This window comes from Aeromonas sp. sif0611 (genome assembly GCF_019218845.1).
Taxonomy (GTDB): Bacteria; Pseudomonadota; Gammaproteobacteria; order Enterobacterales; family Aeromonadaceae; genus Aeromonas; species Aeromonas media.
Genome location: NZ_JAHUWU010000003.1, coordinates 38676 through 53742 on the forward strand (window position 1 = coordinate 38676; position 15067 = coordinate 53742).

The 15067-nt window shown below is 60.3% G+C and carries 10 protein-coding genes and 1 pseudogene; 6 read left to right on the forward strand and 5 right to left on the reverse strand.

Going from position 1 to position 15067, the window contains the following annotated elements; translation table 11 throughout:
* The first annotated feature begins 11 nt into the window (after positions 1 to 11).
* The 6 genes from dgt (at position 12) to KW824_RS09415 (ending at position 11157) form a co-directional block, all read left to right on the forward strand.
* The gene (dgt, locus tag KW824_RS09390) at positions 12 to 1382 is read left to right on the forward strand and encodes a dGTPase (protein ID WP_043130497.1); all 1371 of its coding nucleotides are present in this window, start codon (positions 12 to 14) and stop codon (positions 1380 to 1382) included.
* 292 nt (positions 1383 to 1674) lie between these two features.
* Entirely contained in the window at positions 1675 to 1878 is a 204-nt protein-coding gene (locus tag KW824_RS09395) for a hypothetical protein (RefSeq protein ID WP_005328210.1), read from the forward strand.
* Positions 1879 to 2790: 912 nt separating this feature from the next.
* Positions 2791 to 3456 carry an EAL domain-containing protein gene (locus KW824_RS09400; protein ID WP_218409639.1) on the forward strand — a complete coding sequence of 222 codons (666 nt, stop codon included), beginning with the start codon at positions 2791 to 2793 and terminating at the stop codon, positions 3454 to 3456.
* A 217-nt stretch (positions 3457 to 3673) separates the two neighbouring features.
* Positions 3674 to 7939, forward strand: coding sequence for a transporter substrate-binding domain-containing protein (locus KW824_RS09405; RefSeq protein WP_218409640.1), 4266 nt, complete (start codon positions 3674 to 3676; stop codon positions 7937 to 7939).
* Positions 7932 to 9143, forward strand: coding sequence for an EAL domain-containing protein (locus KW824_RS09410; RefSeq protein ID WP_171272536.1), 1212 nt, complete (start codon positions 7932 to 7934; stop codon positions 9141 to 9143). The genes KW824_RS09405 and KW824_RS09410 overlap by 8 nt, the downstream gene beginning before the upstream one ends.
* A 37-nt stretch (positions 9144 to 9180) precedes the next feature.
* A complete protein-coding gene (locus tag KW824_RS09415) occupies positions 9181 to 11157 on the forward strand; it encodes a methyl-accepting chemotaxis protein (protein WP_218409641.1) in 1977 nt (658 codons plus the stop codon).
* Positions 11158 to 11326: 169 nt separating this feature from the next.
* Here the strand turns inward: KW824_RS09415 and KW824_RS21005 are convergent.
* The 5 genes and pseudogenes from KW824_RS21005 to metN all read right to left on the reverse strand — a co-directional run.
* Positions 11327 to 11398 (reverse strand): annotated as a pseudogene (locus KW824_RS21005) (transcription/translation regulatory transformer protein RfaH); the annotation flags it as partial.
* A 37-nt stretch (positions 11399 to 11435) separates the two neighbouring features.
* The gene (rfaH, locus tag KW824_RS09420) at positions 11436 to 11936 is read right to left on the reverse strand and encodes a transcription/translation regulatory transformer protein RfaH (RefSeq protein WP_005331636.1); all 501 of its coding nucleotides are present in this window, start codon (positions 11934 to 11936) and stop codon (positions 11436 to 11438) included.
* A 98-nt stretch (positions 11937 to 12034) separates the two neighbouring features.
* Positions 12035 to 12835 carry a methionine ABC transporter substrate-binding lipoprotein MetQ gene (metQ, locus tag KW824_RS09425; RefSeq protein ID WP_005327312.1) on the reverse strand — a complete coding sequence of 267 codons (801 nt, stop codon included), beginning with the start codon at positions 12833 to 12835 and terminating at the stop codon, positions 12035 to 12037.
* Positions 12836 to 12861: 26 nt separating this feature from the next.
* Positions 12862 to 13515, reverse strand: coding sequence for a methionine ABC transporter permease (locus KW824_RS09430; protein WP_005327310.1), 654 nt, complete (start codon positions 13513 to 13515; stop codon positions 12862 to 12864).
* Positions 13516 to 13573: 58 nt separating this feature from the next.
* Positions 13574 to 14617, reverse strand: a complete 1044-nt coding sequence (metN, locus tag KW824_RS09435; RefSeq protein WP_218409642.1) for a methionine ABC transporter ATP-binding protein MetN — start codon at positions 14615 to 14617, stop codon at positions 13574 to 13576.
* Between the last annotated feature and the right edge of the window lie 450 nt (positions 14618 to 15067).

Sequence of the window (15067 nt, forward strand, 5' to 3'; positions counted from 1 at the left end):
GGAGCCGCACCATGTATAGCCGTTTGATTACCCCGGCGCGCATTCACCCCTGGGGCAGCGAAGAGCTGCTGGAGGCGACCGAGCAGGATCGCGCTCGCATCGTGCAGGCCGCGCCGGTGCGCCGCCTGCAGCAGAAGACTCAGGTCTTTCCGCTCGATGTGAAGGCCTCGGTGCGCAGCCGTCTCACCCACTCCCTGGAGGTGCAGGAGACGGGTCGCCAGATCAGCAGGCGCATCCTGGCGGCCCTGCCGGCGGGCACCGTCTGCGAAGGGGCCTTCATCAACCTGGTGGAGATGGCCTGCCTGCTGCACGACGTCGGCAACCCGCCGTTCGGCCACTTCGGCGAGCAGGTGATGAGCCAGTGGCTGGCACAGTCGCTGGATGAGCTGTTTGCCAGCGCCCATGATCAGTTGCCGAGCCCGCAGTGGGCCGAGCTTCGCCAGGACCTGCTGGTGTTTGACGGCAATGCCCAGAGCCTGCGACTGGTGCACAGTCTGCACGAGATGAACCTGACCCTGGGCCAGTTGGCGGCCCTGTGCAAATACCCGCAGCAGCCCCTGTTGCACAATCCCCAGGGCTATGGCCAGCACCATGGCTGGACCAGCAAGCGCGGCATCTTCTTCAGCGAGCAGCCTCTCTATCGCGCCCTCGGCCAGAGTCTGGGGTTGGCGCCGGGATGCCGACATCCGCTGGTCTACATCATGGAGGCGGCGGACGACATCTCCTACTGCATCGCCGATCTGGAAGACGCGGTGGACAGGCGCATCCTCACCCAGGGCGAGCTGCTGGTGGCGCTGCGCGGTGCCGATGAGGGGGGCTACATGGCCAGCCTGCTCGAGGAGGCGCTGGCATCCGGCAGGGGCTTCTTCCCCCATTTCCGTCAGCATCTGACTCGGGATCTGGTGGCGCTCGCGGCCCACACCTATGTGAGCGACCACGAGGCCATCCTGAGCGGCGCCTACCCCAGGGCGCTCTTGCACGGTCAGGCACCGGCTGCCAGAGTGCTGGATACCCTCAAACGTGTGGCCCGCGAGCAGGTATTCATGCGCCCCGAGGTGGAGGCGCTGGAGCTGGAAGGCCATGCCGCCCTGCGTGGGGTGCTTTCCACCTATTCCTGCCTGCTGGCACTGCCGGCCGCGCAGTTCGAGCGGTTGCTGGCCAGCAACGGCGGGAGCGAGCTGTTCTTCGCCCGGCGGCTGTTCCACCGCTTGTCGGCCCGCCATCTCAAGGCATACCGGCTGGCGGTGGCCAGCCGGGATCCGCGCTTCGACAAGGGTAGCGAGCAGGAGTGGTACTACAGGGTGCGGCTCTTGCTCGACTACGTCAGCGGCATGACGGATACCTATGCGCTGGAGGAGTTCAGGCTGTTGTCCGGGATTTGACCGAGGTCGGCTGTGGCCGCATTCCACCCATATGGGTGGGGGTGATATTGCGTAAAATTCGGTGTTTTTTTAGACTGTGGCAACTTGTTCAACTTTCACACGGTAAGGAGACGATCATGCAACATTCCATGCTCAACGTTGCGTTCGATCGCTGCAATGGCAGCGCGAAGACTCGTGCTCTTTATTTACCGCGTGGAGGGAACAGGTAACACCTGCCTTTTCATCACCCGCGGTTGTCCCGCAGGGTGATGTCCTCTCTCCGGGAGAACCGCACGTTCAACTGGAGAATATTATGTCTATCGAACTCGCCCTGCTGCGCCACGTCGAAACCCTGGTTCAAAAACGGATCACCCGGTTGGAACGTCGCGTCAGCTATCTGCATCTCTCTCCCGCCCTGCTCAAAGACATCGGGCTGGAAGGGCACAATGTGCAGGTCGCTCATGTCCGTGAGCGGGAGTTTCAAACCGGTTTCCGACTCGGGAATCGAATAACCTGAGGCGAGGGGCTTCGGCCCCCGACTTGTGGATGGCAGGCCCGGGCCTGCCATTTTTCTTTTCTGATAGAAGCCGTCATCATTCGCAGCACGGCCCAAATCGGTATAAAGCAATCTCAGAGGAAGATAAATCTTTCGGTGAGATATACCTCGCTATGAAATTCATTCCGATCGCAGATGATGGTTTCCAGAATGACCTCTTCAAACCATGTGACACCGACAGGCATCGAGTGCGCTCACTGTTGTATTTATGTTTCGTAATGCGGGTAACTCTTTAACAAAAGGTTTTTTATACTTTCAATACTTGGTTTTCAGATTATAAATTCGTCTCGTTCGGGGCTTTTTTCTGTTTGATTTTCATTTATGTATTTGTTTTTTATCGACATTTTAAATTTTTTGTTTTTTTGATTTCTTTGTCATTTAAATTGGTGTGAATTATGTGGATCATAATGCATCTTTTCTATTCAGGGTCGCCATCTGGTCATTCGTTCAGTTTCCGTACAGTGGTTTGCTCGAATGATGAGCATCCCTTTGCATGGTTCGAGGGCACTCAAGGTCGGAGAAAAGCGTTGTACTTGAAGAATACAGAAAAACATTGTCATCGACTTGAGAAGTCACGTGATGTTATCCAGTGAATGTGCCGGCGGTTGTACCACCGCATCATAAATATGGAAACAGAGAAATGAATTAGCTCATATCTTTGACAAGAAACCGTGGCTACCTGATTTTCAGAGACACATTGCCAATCCATCTCAGGCGTGAACTAACCGCATGTGAAGGTACGGTGCAGGTGCCCCTTTCTGGGATCAGGAGCATAGTGATAAAAACGGACCTTGATTGCCGGTACATAGTTACCTTGGTCAAGTTGAGGCATGTTTTATCCACGTCTTGCAAGGTTTGAGATGGAGGAATTTGATGACTATGGCAATCAGTCAATGCCCTGGCTCTGTTAGGCATACATTAACACCGATAGTTAATTTCAATAGCGGCGATGTCTTTTCTTTTGAAATCAAGCAACGCATCCTAAAAAACAATGGGAGTGTGCTCAACAATCACAGCGATGAAAGAATGTCTTTTATACGACAACTGGAGTTCTTTCAAAAATTGAATCGGCAGGATGCATTGTCCTATCGAGGGTTGTTTATTGATGCGGCGGCTAGTTTGCTGGATACCAGATCGGCATGGAAAGACTTTATTCCATTTGTTTTTCAATTCAGAGTCAATGTCGGCGTGAAGATGCAGACGATCATGAACGAGTCGTCCGACATTGCGCTGGATAATATTATAAAACTCAAGTCATTAGGCGTACGGTTCTGGATGATTGCTGATGATGAATGGCCTTCATTGCAGATGTCAAAATCCTTTCACCCATATATTGATGGGGTAAAGATAGACAGCAATTTTTTTGAAGCTGCATTTAGCAGGGGGGATGCTACTGAGCTAAGACGCATACTCAATGCATGGGGCGGTGAGCAAACCATAGTGCATGGTCTTGAACATAAAGAGCATTTCGCCTTCGCTGTCAGCAATGGATTTATGTTGGGTCAGGGAACGTATTGCTGTGCCCATCCCTGTCACTGAATATGGCACTCTCCTGGATTTTTGATATCAAGAAACCACTCATGCGGTACTGCTGCCTGGTGGTATTGTAACAATGCTCAGGGAAGGACCCCTGACCTGCGCGAAAACGCGACATTTTCAAGCAAGGTGAGAGCCTGGCTTTATTTTTACTCGCAGTGTTCTCACCTTGCCCTGAGATTCTGACCTGCTATCGCCCTCGCTTTATTAGGAACTAACAATGTTTTACCGTCTCATCCTGTTGTGCTGGTTGACCTGCTGTAGCCTGGTGGTGATGGCGGCCTCGACGCAACTGGACAGAAGCACTTTCACGCCAGCCGCACAGCAGTGGCTCGCCGTCCATGACGAGCTGGTGGTCGGCATGCCGGCGACGGCCTGGCCTCCCTATGTCTATACCGATGGCCGGGGCAACTTCACCGGCCCTCTGGATGAATTTGCCTCGCAGATAGCAAGCAGGCTGGGGCTCAAGCTGCGCTACCAGGCCTATGCCAACAATGCAGGGGTCCAGCAGGCATTGCTGGATGGCAAGGTCGACATGGTGATCGGCGTGGCACCGAGCCCGACACGCAAGCTGCAGATGCTGTTTACCTCCGCGTTGATGGCGCTGCCGCGCGCCGTCCTGTTGACCGGAGGACGGGACAGTCTCTCCCTGGAGGAGGCCTATGGGGTGCGTTGGGTCTGCGTCTTCGGTGTCAGCGCTTGCGATGAGTTGCTGCGACTCGGCATCTCAAACCTGGTGACGGTGGACAGCCGGGATGAAGCGATCTTCATGCTCAAGGAGGGGCAGGCGGATGCCTATCTGGCCGAGTTGCCCATGCTGAGCCGCCTGCAAGCCATGGCGGGCATGACGTTGACCACGGTGGACTGGATGAGGGATACCTCGCTCGCAATGGCGGTCGCCCCTGGGGGCGAGGTACTGCAGGGGCTGCTGGACCGGGCCCTTGAGGACATCTCCCCGCTGGAGCGTCGCGGCATCCTGGAAGCTGGCGGCATCGTCGACTATGCCCTGGTGAAAGGGAACAGGGAGATTGTCTTCAACGCGCAGGAGCAGGCGTGGCTGCAAGCGCATCCGGTGATCAGGTACGGGGTCGCCCCGGACTGGCCCGGCATGAGTGAGATTGACGATCGGGGCAGGCTCAAGGGGCTCATTGCCGATCTGCTGGCGATGATGAACCAGCGCGCCGGTCTGCAGTTCACCCTGGTACAGACCCGAAGCTGGGCCCAGACCCTGGATCTGTTTCAGGCTCGCAAGCTGGATGTCATCCCGGCCATGACACCGACCGCCGAACGACAGCAGTTTGCCCGTTTCACGCCGAACTATGCCTCTCTCAACCGGGTGATAGTGGCGAGGCGAGGCATGGCCGAGCTGACCAACCCCAGGGCGTTGAAGGGACACCGGGTGGGCATGGTGGGGGGCTCGGTGGAAAAAACGCTGCTGACCGAGGTGGGGGCCGAGCCCGTGGCGGTCGCGAGCGATCCCGAGTTGCTGCCCCAGCTGGATCGGCAGCAGGTCGACTACGTGCTGATGAGCATGACCACCCTGGAAGAGTCGTTGAAGAAGGGATTCAGCGACCGTTATCAGGTGGTCTTCTCCGGCAACGAACTGCGGGTTCCCATCGCCATGGCAACCCATCTGCAGGATCCCATGTTGCAGCAGATCCTGACCAAGGTGTTGCTCTCCATTTCGCCGGCGGAGCTGGCCGCCCTGGAGAAGAAGTGGCTCTCCCTGACCATACAGACGGGACTGGATCCCGACAAGGTGCTGCTCTGGTCCACCCTGGGCGGGGGCATCTTCGTGCTCTTTCTGCTGCTGTTCGTGGGCTGGAACCGGACCCTGCGCCGCCAGATCAGCCAGCGGCGGGAGGCGGAGCGGCGGCTCGAAGAGCAATTGATGTTTGTCCAGATGATGCTCGATGCCCTGCCCAATCAGGTGGTGCTGACCAATGAGCGCTATGAAATTGCGATGACCAATCTGGCGTATCGGCAGATGTTCCTGGGGGGCGAGAACCTGAACGGCTCGTATGAGCGACTGCTCCAGGACAGGCTGCCGGAGGCCATCCGGGCCAGGGTGATCGAGGAGGATGCCAGGGTCTGGGAGAGTGGCGAGGAGCTCCATGGCCGCGGCGAGATCCAGCTCGCCAACGGTGTCGAACATCAGATGATCTACACCAAGCGCCTGTTCGTCGGCCCCGGCGGCAAGCGACTCGGGATCCTGACCGTGCTGACCGATGTGACCGAGCTGGAACAGGCGCGGTTCGCGGCCCAGGAGGCCCAGACCCGACTCACCCAGATCACCGACAGCATGCCGGGCCTGGTTTACCAGTACCATTGGCTGGGGCCGGGCAATGGGCACTTCCTCTACACCTCCCAGGGCCTCAGAGAGATAGTGGGCTATGAAGATGAACCGGTGCAGACGGCAAGCACCGGAGCCACGATTCTCGGGTTGGCGGGGCAGGCCCATCAGGACTTCGTTGACACAGTCGAGGAGCATGCCAGGGCCATGAAACCGCTGGATCTCGAGGTGGAGATCCAGCGCCAGGGGCAATCGGGTTACCTGCAGATCCGGGGTCACTTCGTGCGGCAGGAGGGGCTCGAGGGCGTCATTCTGAACGGGGTGGTGCAGGACATCACGAACCTGAAACGCCAGGAGCTGGAGCTGCGCCAGGCGAGGCGGGTGGCGGAGGAGGCGACCCGGGTGCGCAGCCGGTTCCTCGCCACCATGAGCCACGAGTTGCGCACCCCCATCTCCGGCATGCACGGCATGCTGGAGCTGTTGCAGATGAGCCATCTCGATGACGATCAGCGCTACATGCTGCGCAACATCTCGACCTCCACCAATCACCTGCTCTATCTGGTGAACGACATCCTGGACTTTTCCAAGATGGAGGCGGGGCAGTTGCAATTGCACCCCCATCCTTGCCGACTGACCTCGGTCATCTGTGACGTCATCCGGGGGCATGCCGCCCTGGCCTATGGCAAGGGACTCAATGTGGCGCTGACGTGGGGGCGGGAGGTGCCGGATCAGGCGAGCATGGATGCGGTGCGGGTGGGCCAGGTTGTCTCCAATCTGCTGAGCAATGCGGTGAAGTTTACCGAGGCGGGGGAGATTGCCATCCGGGTGAGCTACCACGACCATCGATTGAGCTTGCAGGTACGGGATACGGGAATAGGCATCGCCCGGGAGAAGCAGGACAACCTGTTCATCCCGTTCAAGCAGGTGGAGTCCGACATCAACCGGCGCTTTGGCGGCACCGGGCTTGGGCTCGCCATCTGCCATCAGCTGACCCAGAAGATGGGTGGGAGCCTGACGCTGGCGAGCGAGGCAGGGGTGGGCACCACGGTGACTTTCGCGATGCCCCTGTCCGAGTGTCAGTGGGATGCGCCGCCGCTGGCCGGCCAAGTGTGGTGGTGGTGCGGTGAGGATGAGGTGGTGCAGTCGGTGATGGAACAACTCGGCGCCAGACTCCACCGACTGACCGCCGACCAGTGGCACCAGCCTCTGGATGGCTACCTGCTGGCTCAAGAGGGTCATATGGAGCAGATTTTCGGTGGTGGCTGGTTGCAGTATTTGCAGCAGTCTTCGCTCAAGGGCATAGTACTCTCCCCCCACGAAGCACTGCGCGGCCGCATGGGCAGCGACGCCTGGTGGCGGCTCGGCCAGTCGCCCATCTATCCCGACCTGCTGCTGGAGACCTGTCGCCAACTGTCGAGCGAGCGATCCAGTCGGCCGATACAGATACAGCGGGATAAGCTCAAGGGCAGGGTGCTGGTGGCGGACGATCATCCCGTCAACCGTGCGCTGCTGACCCGTCAGCTCGCCATCCTGGGGCTCGAGTCCGAGGTGGTGGATGATGGGGAACAGGCGCTTCGTGCCTGGCAGGGGCAGGGATTTACCCTGTTGCTGACCGACTGCCACATGCCAGTGATGGATGGTTATACCCTGACGCGCACCCTGCGGGCGGCCGGTGACGAGGCGCCCATCATAGGCGTCACCGCCGACACCTCGGAGGAGGCCGGTCAGCAGATGCGGGGGGCGGGCATGAACGACATGTTGTTCAAGCCCTACAGCCTGGAGACCTTGCGTCAGACCCTGGCTCGCTGGTTGCCGGCTCTGGCGCTGCAGCATGAGTCAGTGGCCCCCCGACAAGCCAGGGCCCAGGCGTCGGGCATCAGCTGGTTGACCCTGTTTGGGGAGGAGGCGGTGGCTCGCAGCATGGCCAGCGAATATCTGGAGGCCAATCGGCAAGATGGGGAGGACATGATGCTGGCTCTGGCCCGACAGGATACCCAGGCGCTGGTGGAGACGGCGCATCGCATCAAGGGGGCCGCTCGCATGGTGGGACAGCAGGCATTGGCGGAGGAGGCTGCCCGACTGGAGGCGGCGGCCAGGTTGAAGCAGCTGGACAGGCTCGGTGAGCTGAGTCAGACGGTACAGGTATTGATGGACTCTATCAGAGGTGAAACGGGGTTATGGCTCGATGAATAGTGCACGGCATGAGTGGGTGATCATGGTGGTGGAGGATCACAACTTCCAGCGCAAGGCCCTGATGCATCAGATCCGCGGACTTGGCTACGCTAACCTGCTGGAGGCTCAGGACGGGGAGGAGGCACTGGCCCAGTGCCAGCACCACCAGGTCGACATCCTGTTTTGCGATCTGCGGATGCCCGGCATGGATGGCATGGCCCTGCTGCGTCGCCTCTCTTTGGGCGGTTTTCGCGGCGGCATAGTGCTGTGCAGCGCACTGGAGGACGATGTGGTCGACGCCGTACTGCGCATGAGCCGTGCCTACGGCCTGCAGGTGCTGGGGCGTATCGACAAACCCGCGAGCCATCAGCAGATCGCGCAGCTGATCGGCGCCTGGCAGCCCCAGCAGGTGCGCAGCCAGGAGGAGGACGGTCACAACCTGAGCCTGGATGAGCTGTGTCGGGCCCTGGAGCAGGATCAGTTGCTGCCCTGGTATCAGCCCAAGGTGAGCTTTGAAAACGGTCAGTGGGTCGGCATGGAGGCGCTTGCCCGCTGGCAGCATCCCGAATATGGGCTCATCTCGCCGGCCCGCTTCATCCCGCTGGCGGAGCACAACGGGCTCATGGATCCGCTGACCGAGGTGATCATCGGCAAGTCCCTGCGCGACGGCCATCTGTGGGAGAAGACAGGACTCTCCCTCAACCTGTCGATGAACCTCTCCACCACCTCGCTGATCGAGGGGGATCTGTGCAATACCCTGCTCAATCACTGCCAGCGCTGGAGCATCAACCCCGAGCTCATCACACTGGAAGTGACAGAAAGTGCCTTCGTCAAGGATCTCGGCAAGTCGCTGGAGGTGCTGACCCGCTTGCGGATGCACGGCTTCGGCCTCTCCATCGACGACTTCGGGACCGGCTACTCCTCCATGCAGCAGCTCGCCCTGCTGCCGTTCACCGAGCTGAAGCTGGACAGATCCTTCGTCGATCGCTGCTATGAGGATCCCTCCCGCCTCGCCATCATCGAATCCAGTATCGAACTGGCGCGCAAGTTGGGGTTAAAATCGGTGGCAGAGGGAGTCGAGGACGAGGCCACCTGGCGGCTGCTGGCCAGGCTGGGGTGCGATCAGTGCCAGGGATTCTTCTCCGCCCGCCCCATGCCACGCGAGGAGTTGCTCGTCTGGCATGACACCTGGCGCGAACGATTGCCCGCATTGATCGGGCGCTAATCAAGGGCAGGATGCCCGCTGCGACACAAGGATGGTCATGAAAATATCAAGCAAGCTGTTGTTGAGCTTCTGTTTTATCAATCTGCTCATCATTCTCTCCTCCGCCCTTGTCTACCATCAGCTCGGTCGGATTGAAGCGTCCCAGGAGACCCTGCTGGCCCAGGCCCTGCCCGCCCTGCAACGGGACGAGGCGAGCCAGAAGGCCCTGATCGCCACCGTCTCCTCCCTGCGGGCCTACCTCATCCTCGGCAAGGATCCCGCGCAAGGTGCGCGCATCAAGCAGGAGTGGGAGGCGGCCTGGCAGGCCATCGAGCAGCAGGGGTTCACACCCGCTCTGACCCGGTCCCTCAAGACCTTCAAGGGGGGGCAGGAGAAGGTGTGGGCCCTGGCCCATACCGAGGAGAATCTGCCGGCCCACACCCTGATGCTGCTTGAGGCAGGCCCCCTGGCGGAGGCGGCCCTCGATCAGCTGCAATCCATTGCCAACGAAGAGGTGGCGACCCCCCAGATGACGCTGCCCGGCGATCGCCGCCTGCTGCTCAAGCAGGTGGGGGATGCCTACAACGGGCTGGCCAATGCCCTCTCCGCCCTGCGGGACTTCCTCATCTCCGGGGACAAGGAGTACCTGAACAAGTACCAGGACTACTACCAGTTCCACCTGCAGCGAGTGGCCGAGCTGAAACAGCAACAGGCCAACTTCACCGAGGCGCAGAAGGGGTTGTGGACGCTCTTTGAGGAGATGTCGGCTCCCTTTGCCGAGCTGGTCGGGCAGGTGATCGCCAGACGACAGGCGCCGGACTGGGATCAGGCCAACCACCTGATGGCCACCGACATAGAACCTGCGTTGACCCGGCTCGCCGACCAGCTGGCGAGCCAGGTGACCCAGACCCGGGGGGAAGTGGAGAAGATAGCGGGCAAGATGGCCGGCGCCAGTCAGACCATCCACCGCACCCTGCTGCTGGCAACCACCAGCGTCATCCTGCTCGGCACCCTGGTGGCCCTGCTGTTCAGTCGTCGCCTGACCCGTGACATCGCCAGCCTGGTGAGCCGTGCCGGGCAGGTCGCCGATGGCCGTCTGCCGAGGGAGCCGTTGCCGGTGCTGCGCCAGGACGAGCTGGGCGGGTTGACCGGCTCCATCAACCGGATGTCGAGCCAGTTGCGCCAGCTGGTGGGGGAGATCCAGGGGGCCGTGGCGCAGGTGGAGGGGGCCGGTCGCGAGGTGGGACTGACCACTAACGCCATAGTGGACGATCTGGCGAGCCAGAATCAGCGGCTGGATACGGTTGCAGCCGCCATCGAGCAGATGTCGGCCAGCACCCGGGACGTGGCGGGGAACATTGCCGATGCGGCCGGGGCGGCGCGTCAGACCGAGCGACAGGCCAAACAGGGGGAACAGGCTCTTGCCCGCATGAGTACCACCATGGCGCAGATTGCCGCCATGATCACCCAGGCGAATCAGGCGATGACGCTGCTCAGCAGCCAGAGCGAGCAGGTGGGTCGCGTCACCGAGGTGATCGCCACCATCGCCGAGCAGACCAATCTGCTGGCGCTCAATGCCGCCATCGAGGCGGCGCGCGCGGGAGAGCAGGGCAGGGGGTTTGCCGTGGTGGCGGACGAGGTGCGCCTGCTGGCCAGCCGCACCAGCCAGTCGACGGCGGAGATCAACCAGACCATCGCCAGCATCCAGCAACAGACCCGGCAGACGGCCGATACCGTGGGCAGCGGTACCCTGCTGGTGGAGCAAGGCCGGGGCGCCGTGGTCTCGGCGAGCGAGACACTGGCGGCCATGTCGACGCTGGTGCAGGATCTCAGCGGCCAGCTTGCCGCCATCGCCACCGCGACCGAGCAGCAGTCGAGAGTGGCGCAGGAGGTGGCTGGCACCGTGGAGGAGATCGCCGGGCTCAGCCACCAGTCCAGCGAGCACAGTCAACAGGGCGAGCTGATCGCCGCCAGACTGACCCGGGAGACGAACCGACTGACCACGGCCATCAGCCGCTTTGCGCTGGATGCCTGAGGAGGGGAGCGGTGCAGCGGCATAAAAACGGGGCAGGCCGATGGGCCTGCCCCGTTTTGTTTCCAGTGCATGGTGGTCGACGCTGCTGCTGGTCTCCTGATTGAGCAGGCTGACCAGCATGCATGGTGCGTTTCTCGCTGCCGACGCCGTCTAGATGCCGGAATCCGGGTCAGTCCAGTCGCCGGAAGGCCTGGTTGTCGAAGCTGCTGCTGGTCTCCTGATTGAGCAGGCTCACCAGCAGGGTTGGGGCGCTTCTCGCCAGCGACGTCTGGTGAGAATCAGTCCAGGCGCCGGAAGGCCTGGTTGTCGAAGCTGCTGCTGGTCTCCTGGTTGAGCAGGCTGACCAGCAGGATCGCCCGCTTCTCGCCATCCGGCTCCAGGTAGATGGCCTCGAACCCGGCCAGGGGACCAGATTCGATCAATACCTTGTCCCCTTGCGTCGGCAGGCGGGCATAGCTGGCGCGCGCCTCGTCGCTGTCGTCCCGGCTCATCAGCCGGTAGATCAGCTGGCTGCTGACGGGGGTCCACTCCTTGCCGAAGTGAATGATGCGGCTGATGCCGCGGGTGGACTTCAGGGTGACCGGAGTGACCTCTTCCAGATCCACGTAGATGAACAGGTAATTGGGGAACATGGGTTCACGTAGCGGAACCCGTCTACCCCGTCTCAGCTTCTCGACTTCCACCATGGGGTAATAGGATTCGACGCCTTGGGCTGCCAGATGGGCGCGAGCGCGAGCCTCTTCCTTGGGCTTGCAGTAGGCCAGATACCATTTCTTCATTGTTGTTCTGTTTTTTCGTGTTGCCGTGCTTCTGGCTATGATAACGGTGGCAAAAAAAAAGGCCACGCTTGACGTGGCCTTTTTTACAGAGTGAGTGATTACCAACCTTTCACCAGACCGCCCTTGAACAGCTCGGTCCCCTTCTTGTAGACCTCGTCGGTCTGGAAGGCCTGGACGAACTCCTTGACCTTCTCGTCGTCCTTGTTGTTCTCGCGGGCAACGATCAGGTTCACGTAGGGGGACTCCTTGTCTTCGACAAACAGGCCGTTCTCGGTCGGGGTCAGGCCAATCTGACCGGCGAAGGTGTTGTTGATGATGGAGAGATCAACATCTTCCAGGGAGCGGGGCAGCTGAGCGGCTTCCAGCTCGACGATCTTGAAGTTGCGCGGGTTGCTGGCGATGTCCAGCACGGTGGCTTCCAGACCGGCGCCTTCCTTCAGCTTCAGCAGGCCCTGCTTCTCCAGCAGGATCAGGGAGCGACCCAGGTTGGTCGGATCGTTCGGCACCGCGATCTGGGCGCCGTCTTTCAGCTCGGACAGGGCCTTGATCTTCTTGGAGTAACCGGCGATTGGGTAGACGAAGGTGTTGCCAACCGGCACCAGCTTGAAGCCGCGATCACGGATCTGGGCATCCAGGTAGGGCTTGTGCTGGAAGGCGTTGACGTCGACGCTGCCGTCGTTCAGGGCCACGTTGGGGGTGACGTAGTCGGAGAAGGTGACGATCTCCACGGTCAGGCCGTATTTCTCCTTGGCCACCTTGGCCGCGGTCTCGACCAGTTCGGTCTCGGGGCCGGCGATGGCGCCGACTTTCAGGGTCTTGCTCTCTTCCTTCTGACCGCAGCCGACCAGTACCAGAGTTGCCAGCAGCGCAGCCGCAGCGGATTTAATGCCCAATTTCATAAAAACCTCCTGTCAGAAATCGACGATTAACGATGATCACATTGTTTGACCAGGCGCTCACCCGCGCTCTGGATGAGTTGAACCAGTACCACCAGAATGACCACGGTGACCAGCATGACGGTAGGGTCGAAGCGCTGGTAGCCGTAGCGAATACCCACATCGCCCAGGCCGCCCCCCCCGATGGCACCGGCCATGGCGGAGTAGTTAACGAGCGTGACGAGGGTGATGATGATGCTGTTGAGGATCCCGGGCAGGGCCTCAGGCAGCAGCACCTTGGCAATGATTTGCAAGGGTTTGGCACCCATGGCCTTGGCGGCTTCGAGCAGGCCGTCCGGCACTTCCATCAGGGCACCTTCCACCAGACGGGCGATGAAGGGGATGCAGCCCACGGTCAGCGGCACTATGGCGGCTATGGTGCCGATGCTGGTGCCGACGATCAGCCGGGTCAGCGGGATGATGGCCACCAGCAAGATGATGAAGGGCACGGAGCGGCCGACGTTGACGACGATGCCGAGGATCTTGTTCAGCAGCGGGTTGGCCAGGATCTGGCCCGCCTTGGTCACGTGCAGTGCCACGCCGAGCGGCAGGCCGAGCAGGCAGCCGAACAGGGCGGAGGCAAACACCATGATCAGGGTGTCGCCGAGGGCTGTGATGAGCAGATTAATCATGGCTTCGGACATGAGTCATTACCTCCAGCTGGATAGGATGGCTGAGTCGCCGAGGATTGGGCGCAGCAGATTAGTCATTGCTTCGTACATAGCCCATTACCTCCAGCTGAATGTGGTTGTCGATGAAGAACAGCTGGGTGGCCTCGCACTGGGCCTCATCCCCGAACAGCTCCGCCAGCAGGAAGCCGAACTTGACGCCACCGGCGTATTCGATGTCTGCGCTCAGTATGCTGATGTCGATGTTGAAACGGCGGCTCACCTCGGAGATGAGTGGCGAATCGACGGTGGCGCCGGTGAAGCCGAGCTTCACCAGGGGATAGCTGTTGGCCACCCGCTCCGCACTCATCCTGTCTTGGTACTCCTGGGGCACCTCCAGGTGGATGGTGGAGTGGATGAAATCACGGGCCAGCTGGGTCTTGGCATTGCTGAAGAACCAGGCCACCTCACCCTGCTCGATCAGGCGACCGTCGCTGATGATGGCCACTTCGTCACAGATCCCCTTCACCACATCCATCTCGTGGGTGATGAGCAGGATGGTGAGCCCCAGCTTGACGTTGATCTCCTTGAGCAGGCTCAGGATGGATCGGGTGGTCTGGGGGTCGAGGGCCGAGGTGGCCTCGTCGCACAGCAGTACCTTGGGGGCCGGAGCCAGGGCGCGGGCGATGGCGACGCGCTGCTTCTGGCCGCCGGAGAGCTCGGACGGATAGGCGTGGGCACGGGCTTCCAGCCCGACTAGGGCCAGTAGTTCGTCGACCCGGGTCTGGATCTGTGCCTTGCTCCAGCCAGCCAGCTCCAGCGGGAAGGCTATGTTGGCGAACACGGTGCGGGAGGCCAGCAGGTTGAAGTGCTGGAAGATCATGCCGATCTGGCGACGAGCCTGGGTCAGGTCCCGTTCGCTCAGAGCCACGAGATCCTGACCATCGACGATGACCTGGCCCTGGGTGGGACGCTCCAGCAGGTTGACGCAACGAATAAGGGTGCTCTTGCCAGCACCGGAGGCGCCGATCACCCCGAAAATCTTGCCTTGTGGCACATGCAGGCTCACGTCACGCAGGGCGTGCACGGCGTCACTGCCTTTACCGTAGACTTTGTTGAGACCGATCAACTTAATCATGGATTCTTCCGTGCTAACAGCCTTAAAGCACAGGGCGCTACAGGCGGGTGAATTGGGCAGAGGTTTCACTGGGTTGCTCTGCCATCATGGAGGATGATGCTAAGATGTCCGGATGGCTGTGTCAACGCATGTTTCTACGTCTAGACGTCTAAAAAATGGATAAGGATTCCCGCTCGCTGACTAAGGGAAGAGGGGTAAACCGACAGCTTCAATATTAGATTCTGATTTGAAATCATCCTTCCGAATATAACCTGGATAATCACCCTTGAATCGATGATTCCCCCGTTTTGTCACGGCCTACCCCTGGGCGCTGGCGGCCAGTTGCCAGCATGACAGGGAGGAATCTCTTTGCCTGTTGCTCTTCGTTTTCTCCTTTTTCTTTCCCATCCCTTTGATGTAGAACAAAAAACGACCGCTTTTATCCGGGGAGGGAGCGGCGTTTTTTTATAC

Bases quoted from the DNA above. Each gene is read 5' to 3' on its own strand.
- KW824_RS09400 (WP_218409639.1), top strand. From the start codon at position 2,791: ATGACTATGGCAATCAGTCAATGCCCTGGCTCTGTTAGGCATACATTA.
- metN (WP_218409642.1), bottom strand. From the start codon at position 14,617: ATGATTAAGTTGATCGGTCTCAACAAAGTCTACGGTAAAGGCAGTGAC.
- dgt (WP_043130497.1), top strand. From the start codon at position 12: ATGTATAGCCGTTTGATTACCCCGGCGCGCATTCACCCCTGGGGCAGC.
- KW824_RS09405 (WP_218409640.1), top strand. From the start codon at position 3,674: ATGTTTTACCGTCTCATCCTGTTGTGCTGGTTGACCTGCTGTAGCCTG.
- KW824_RS09395 (WP_005328210.1), top strand. From the start codon at position 1,675: ATGTCTATCGAACTCGCCCTGCTGCGCCACGTCGAAACCCTGGTTCAA.
- KW824_RS09410 (WP_171272536.1), top strand. From the start codon at position 7,932: ATGAATAGTGCACGGCATGAGTGGGTGATCATGGTGGTGGAGGATCAC.
- KW824_RS09430 (WP_005327310.1), bottom strand. From the start codon at position 13,515: ATGTCCGAAGCCATGATTAATCTGCTCATCACAGCCCTCGGCGACACC.
- rfaH (WP_005331636.1), bottom strand. From the start codon at position 11,936: ATGAAGAAATGGTATCTGGCCTACTGCAAGCCCAAGGAAGAGGCTCGC.
- metQ (WP_005327312.1), bottom strand. From the start codon at position 12,835: ATGAAATTGGGCATTAAATCCGCTGCGGCTGCGCTGCTGGCAACTCTG.
- KW824_RS09415 (WP_218409641.1), top strand. From the start codon at position 9,181: ATGAAAATATCAAGCAAGCTGTTGTTGAGCTTCTGTTTTATCAATCTG.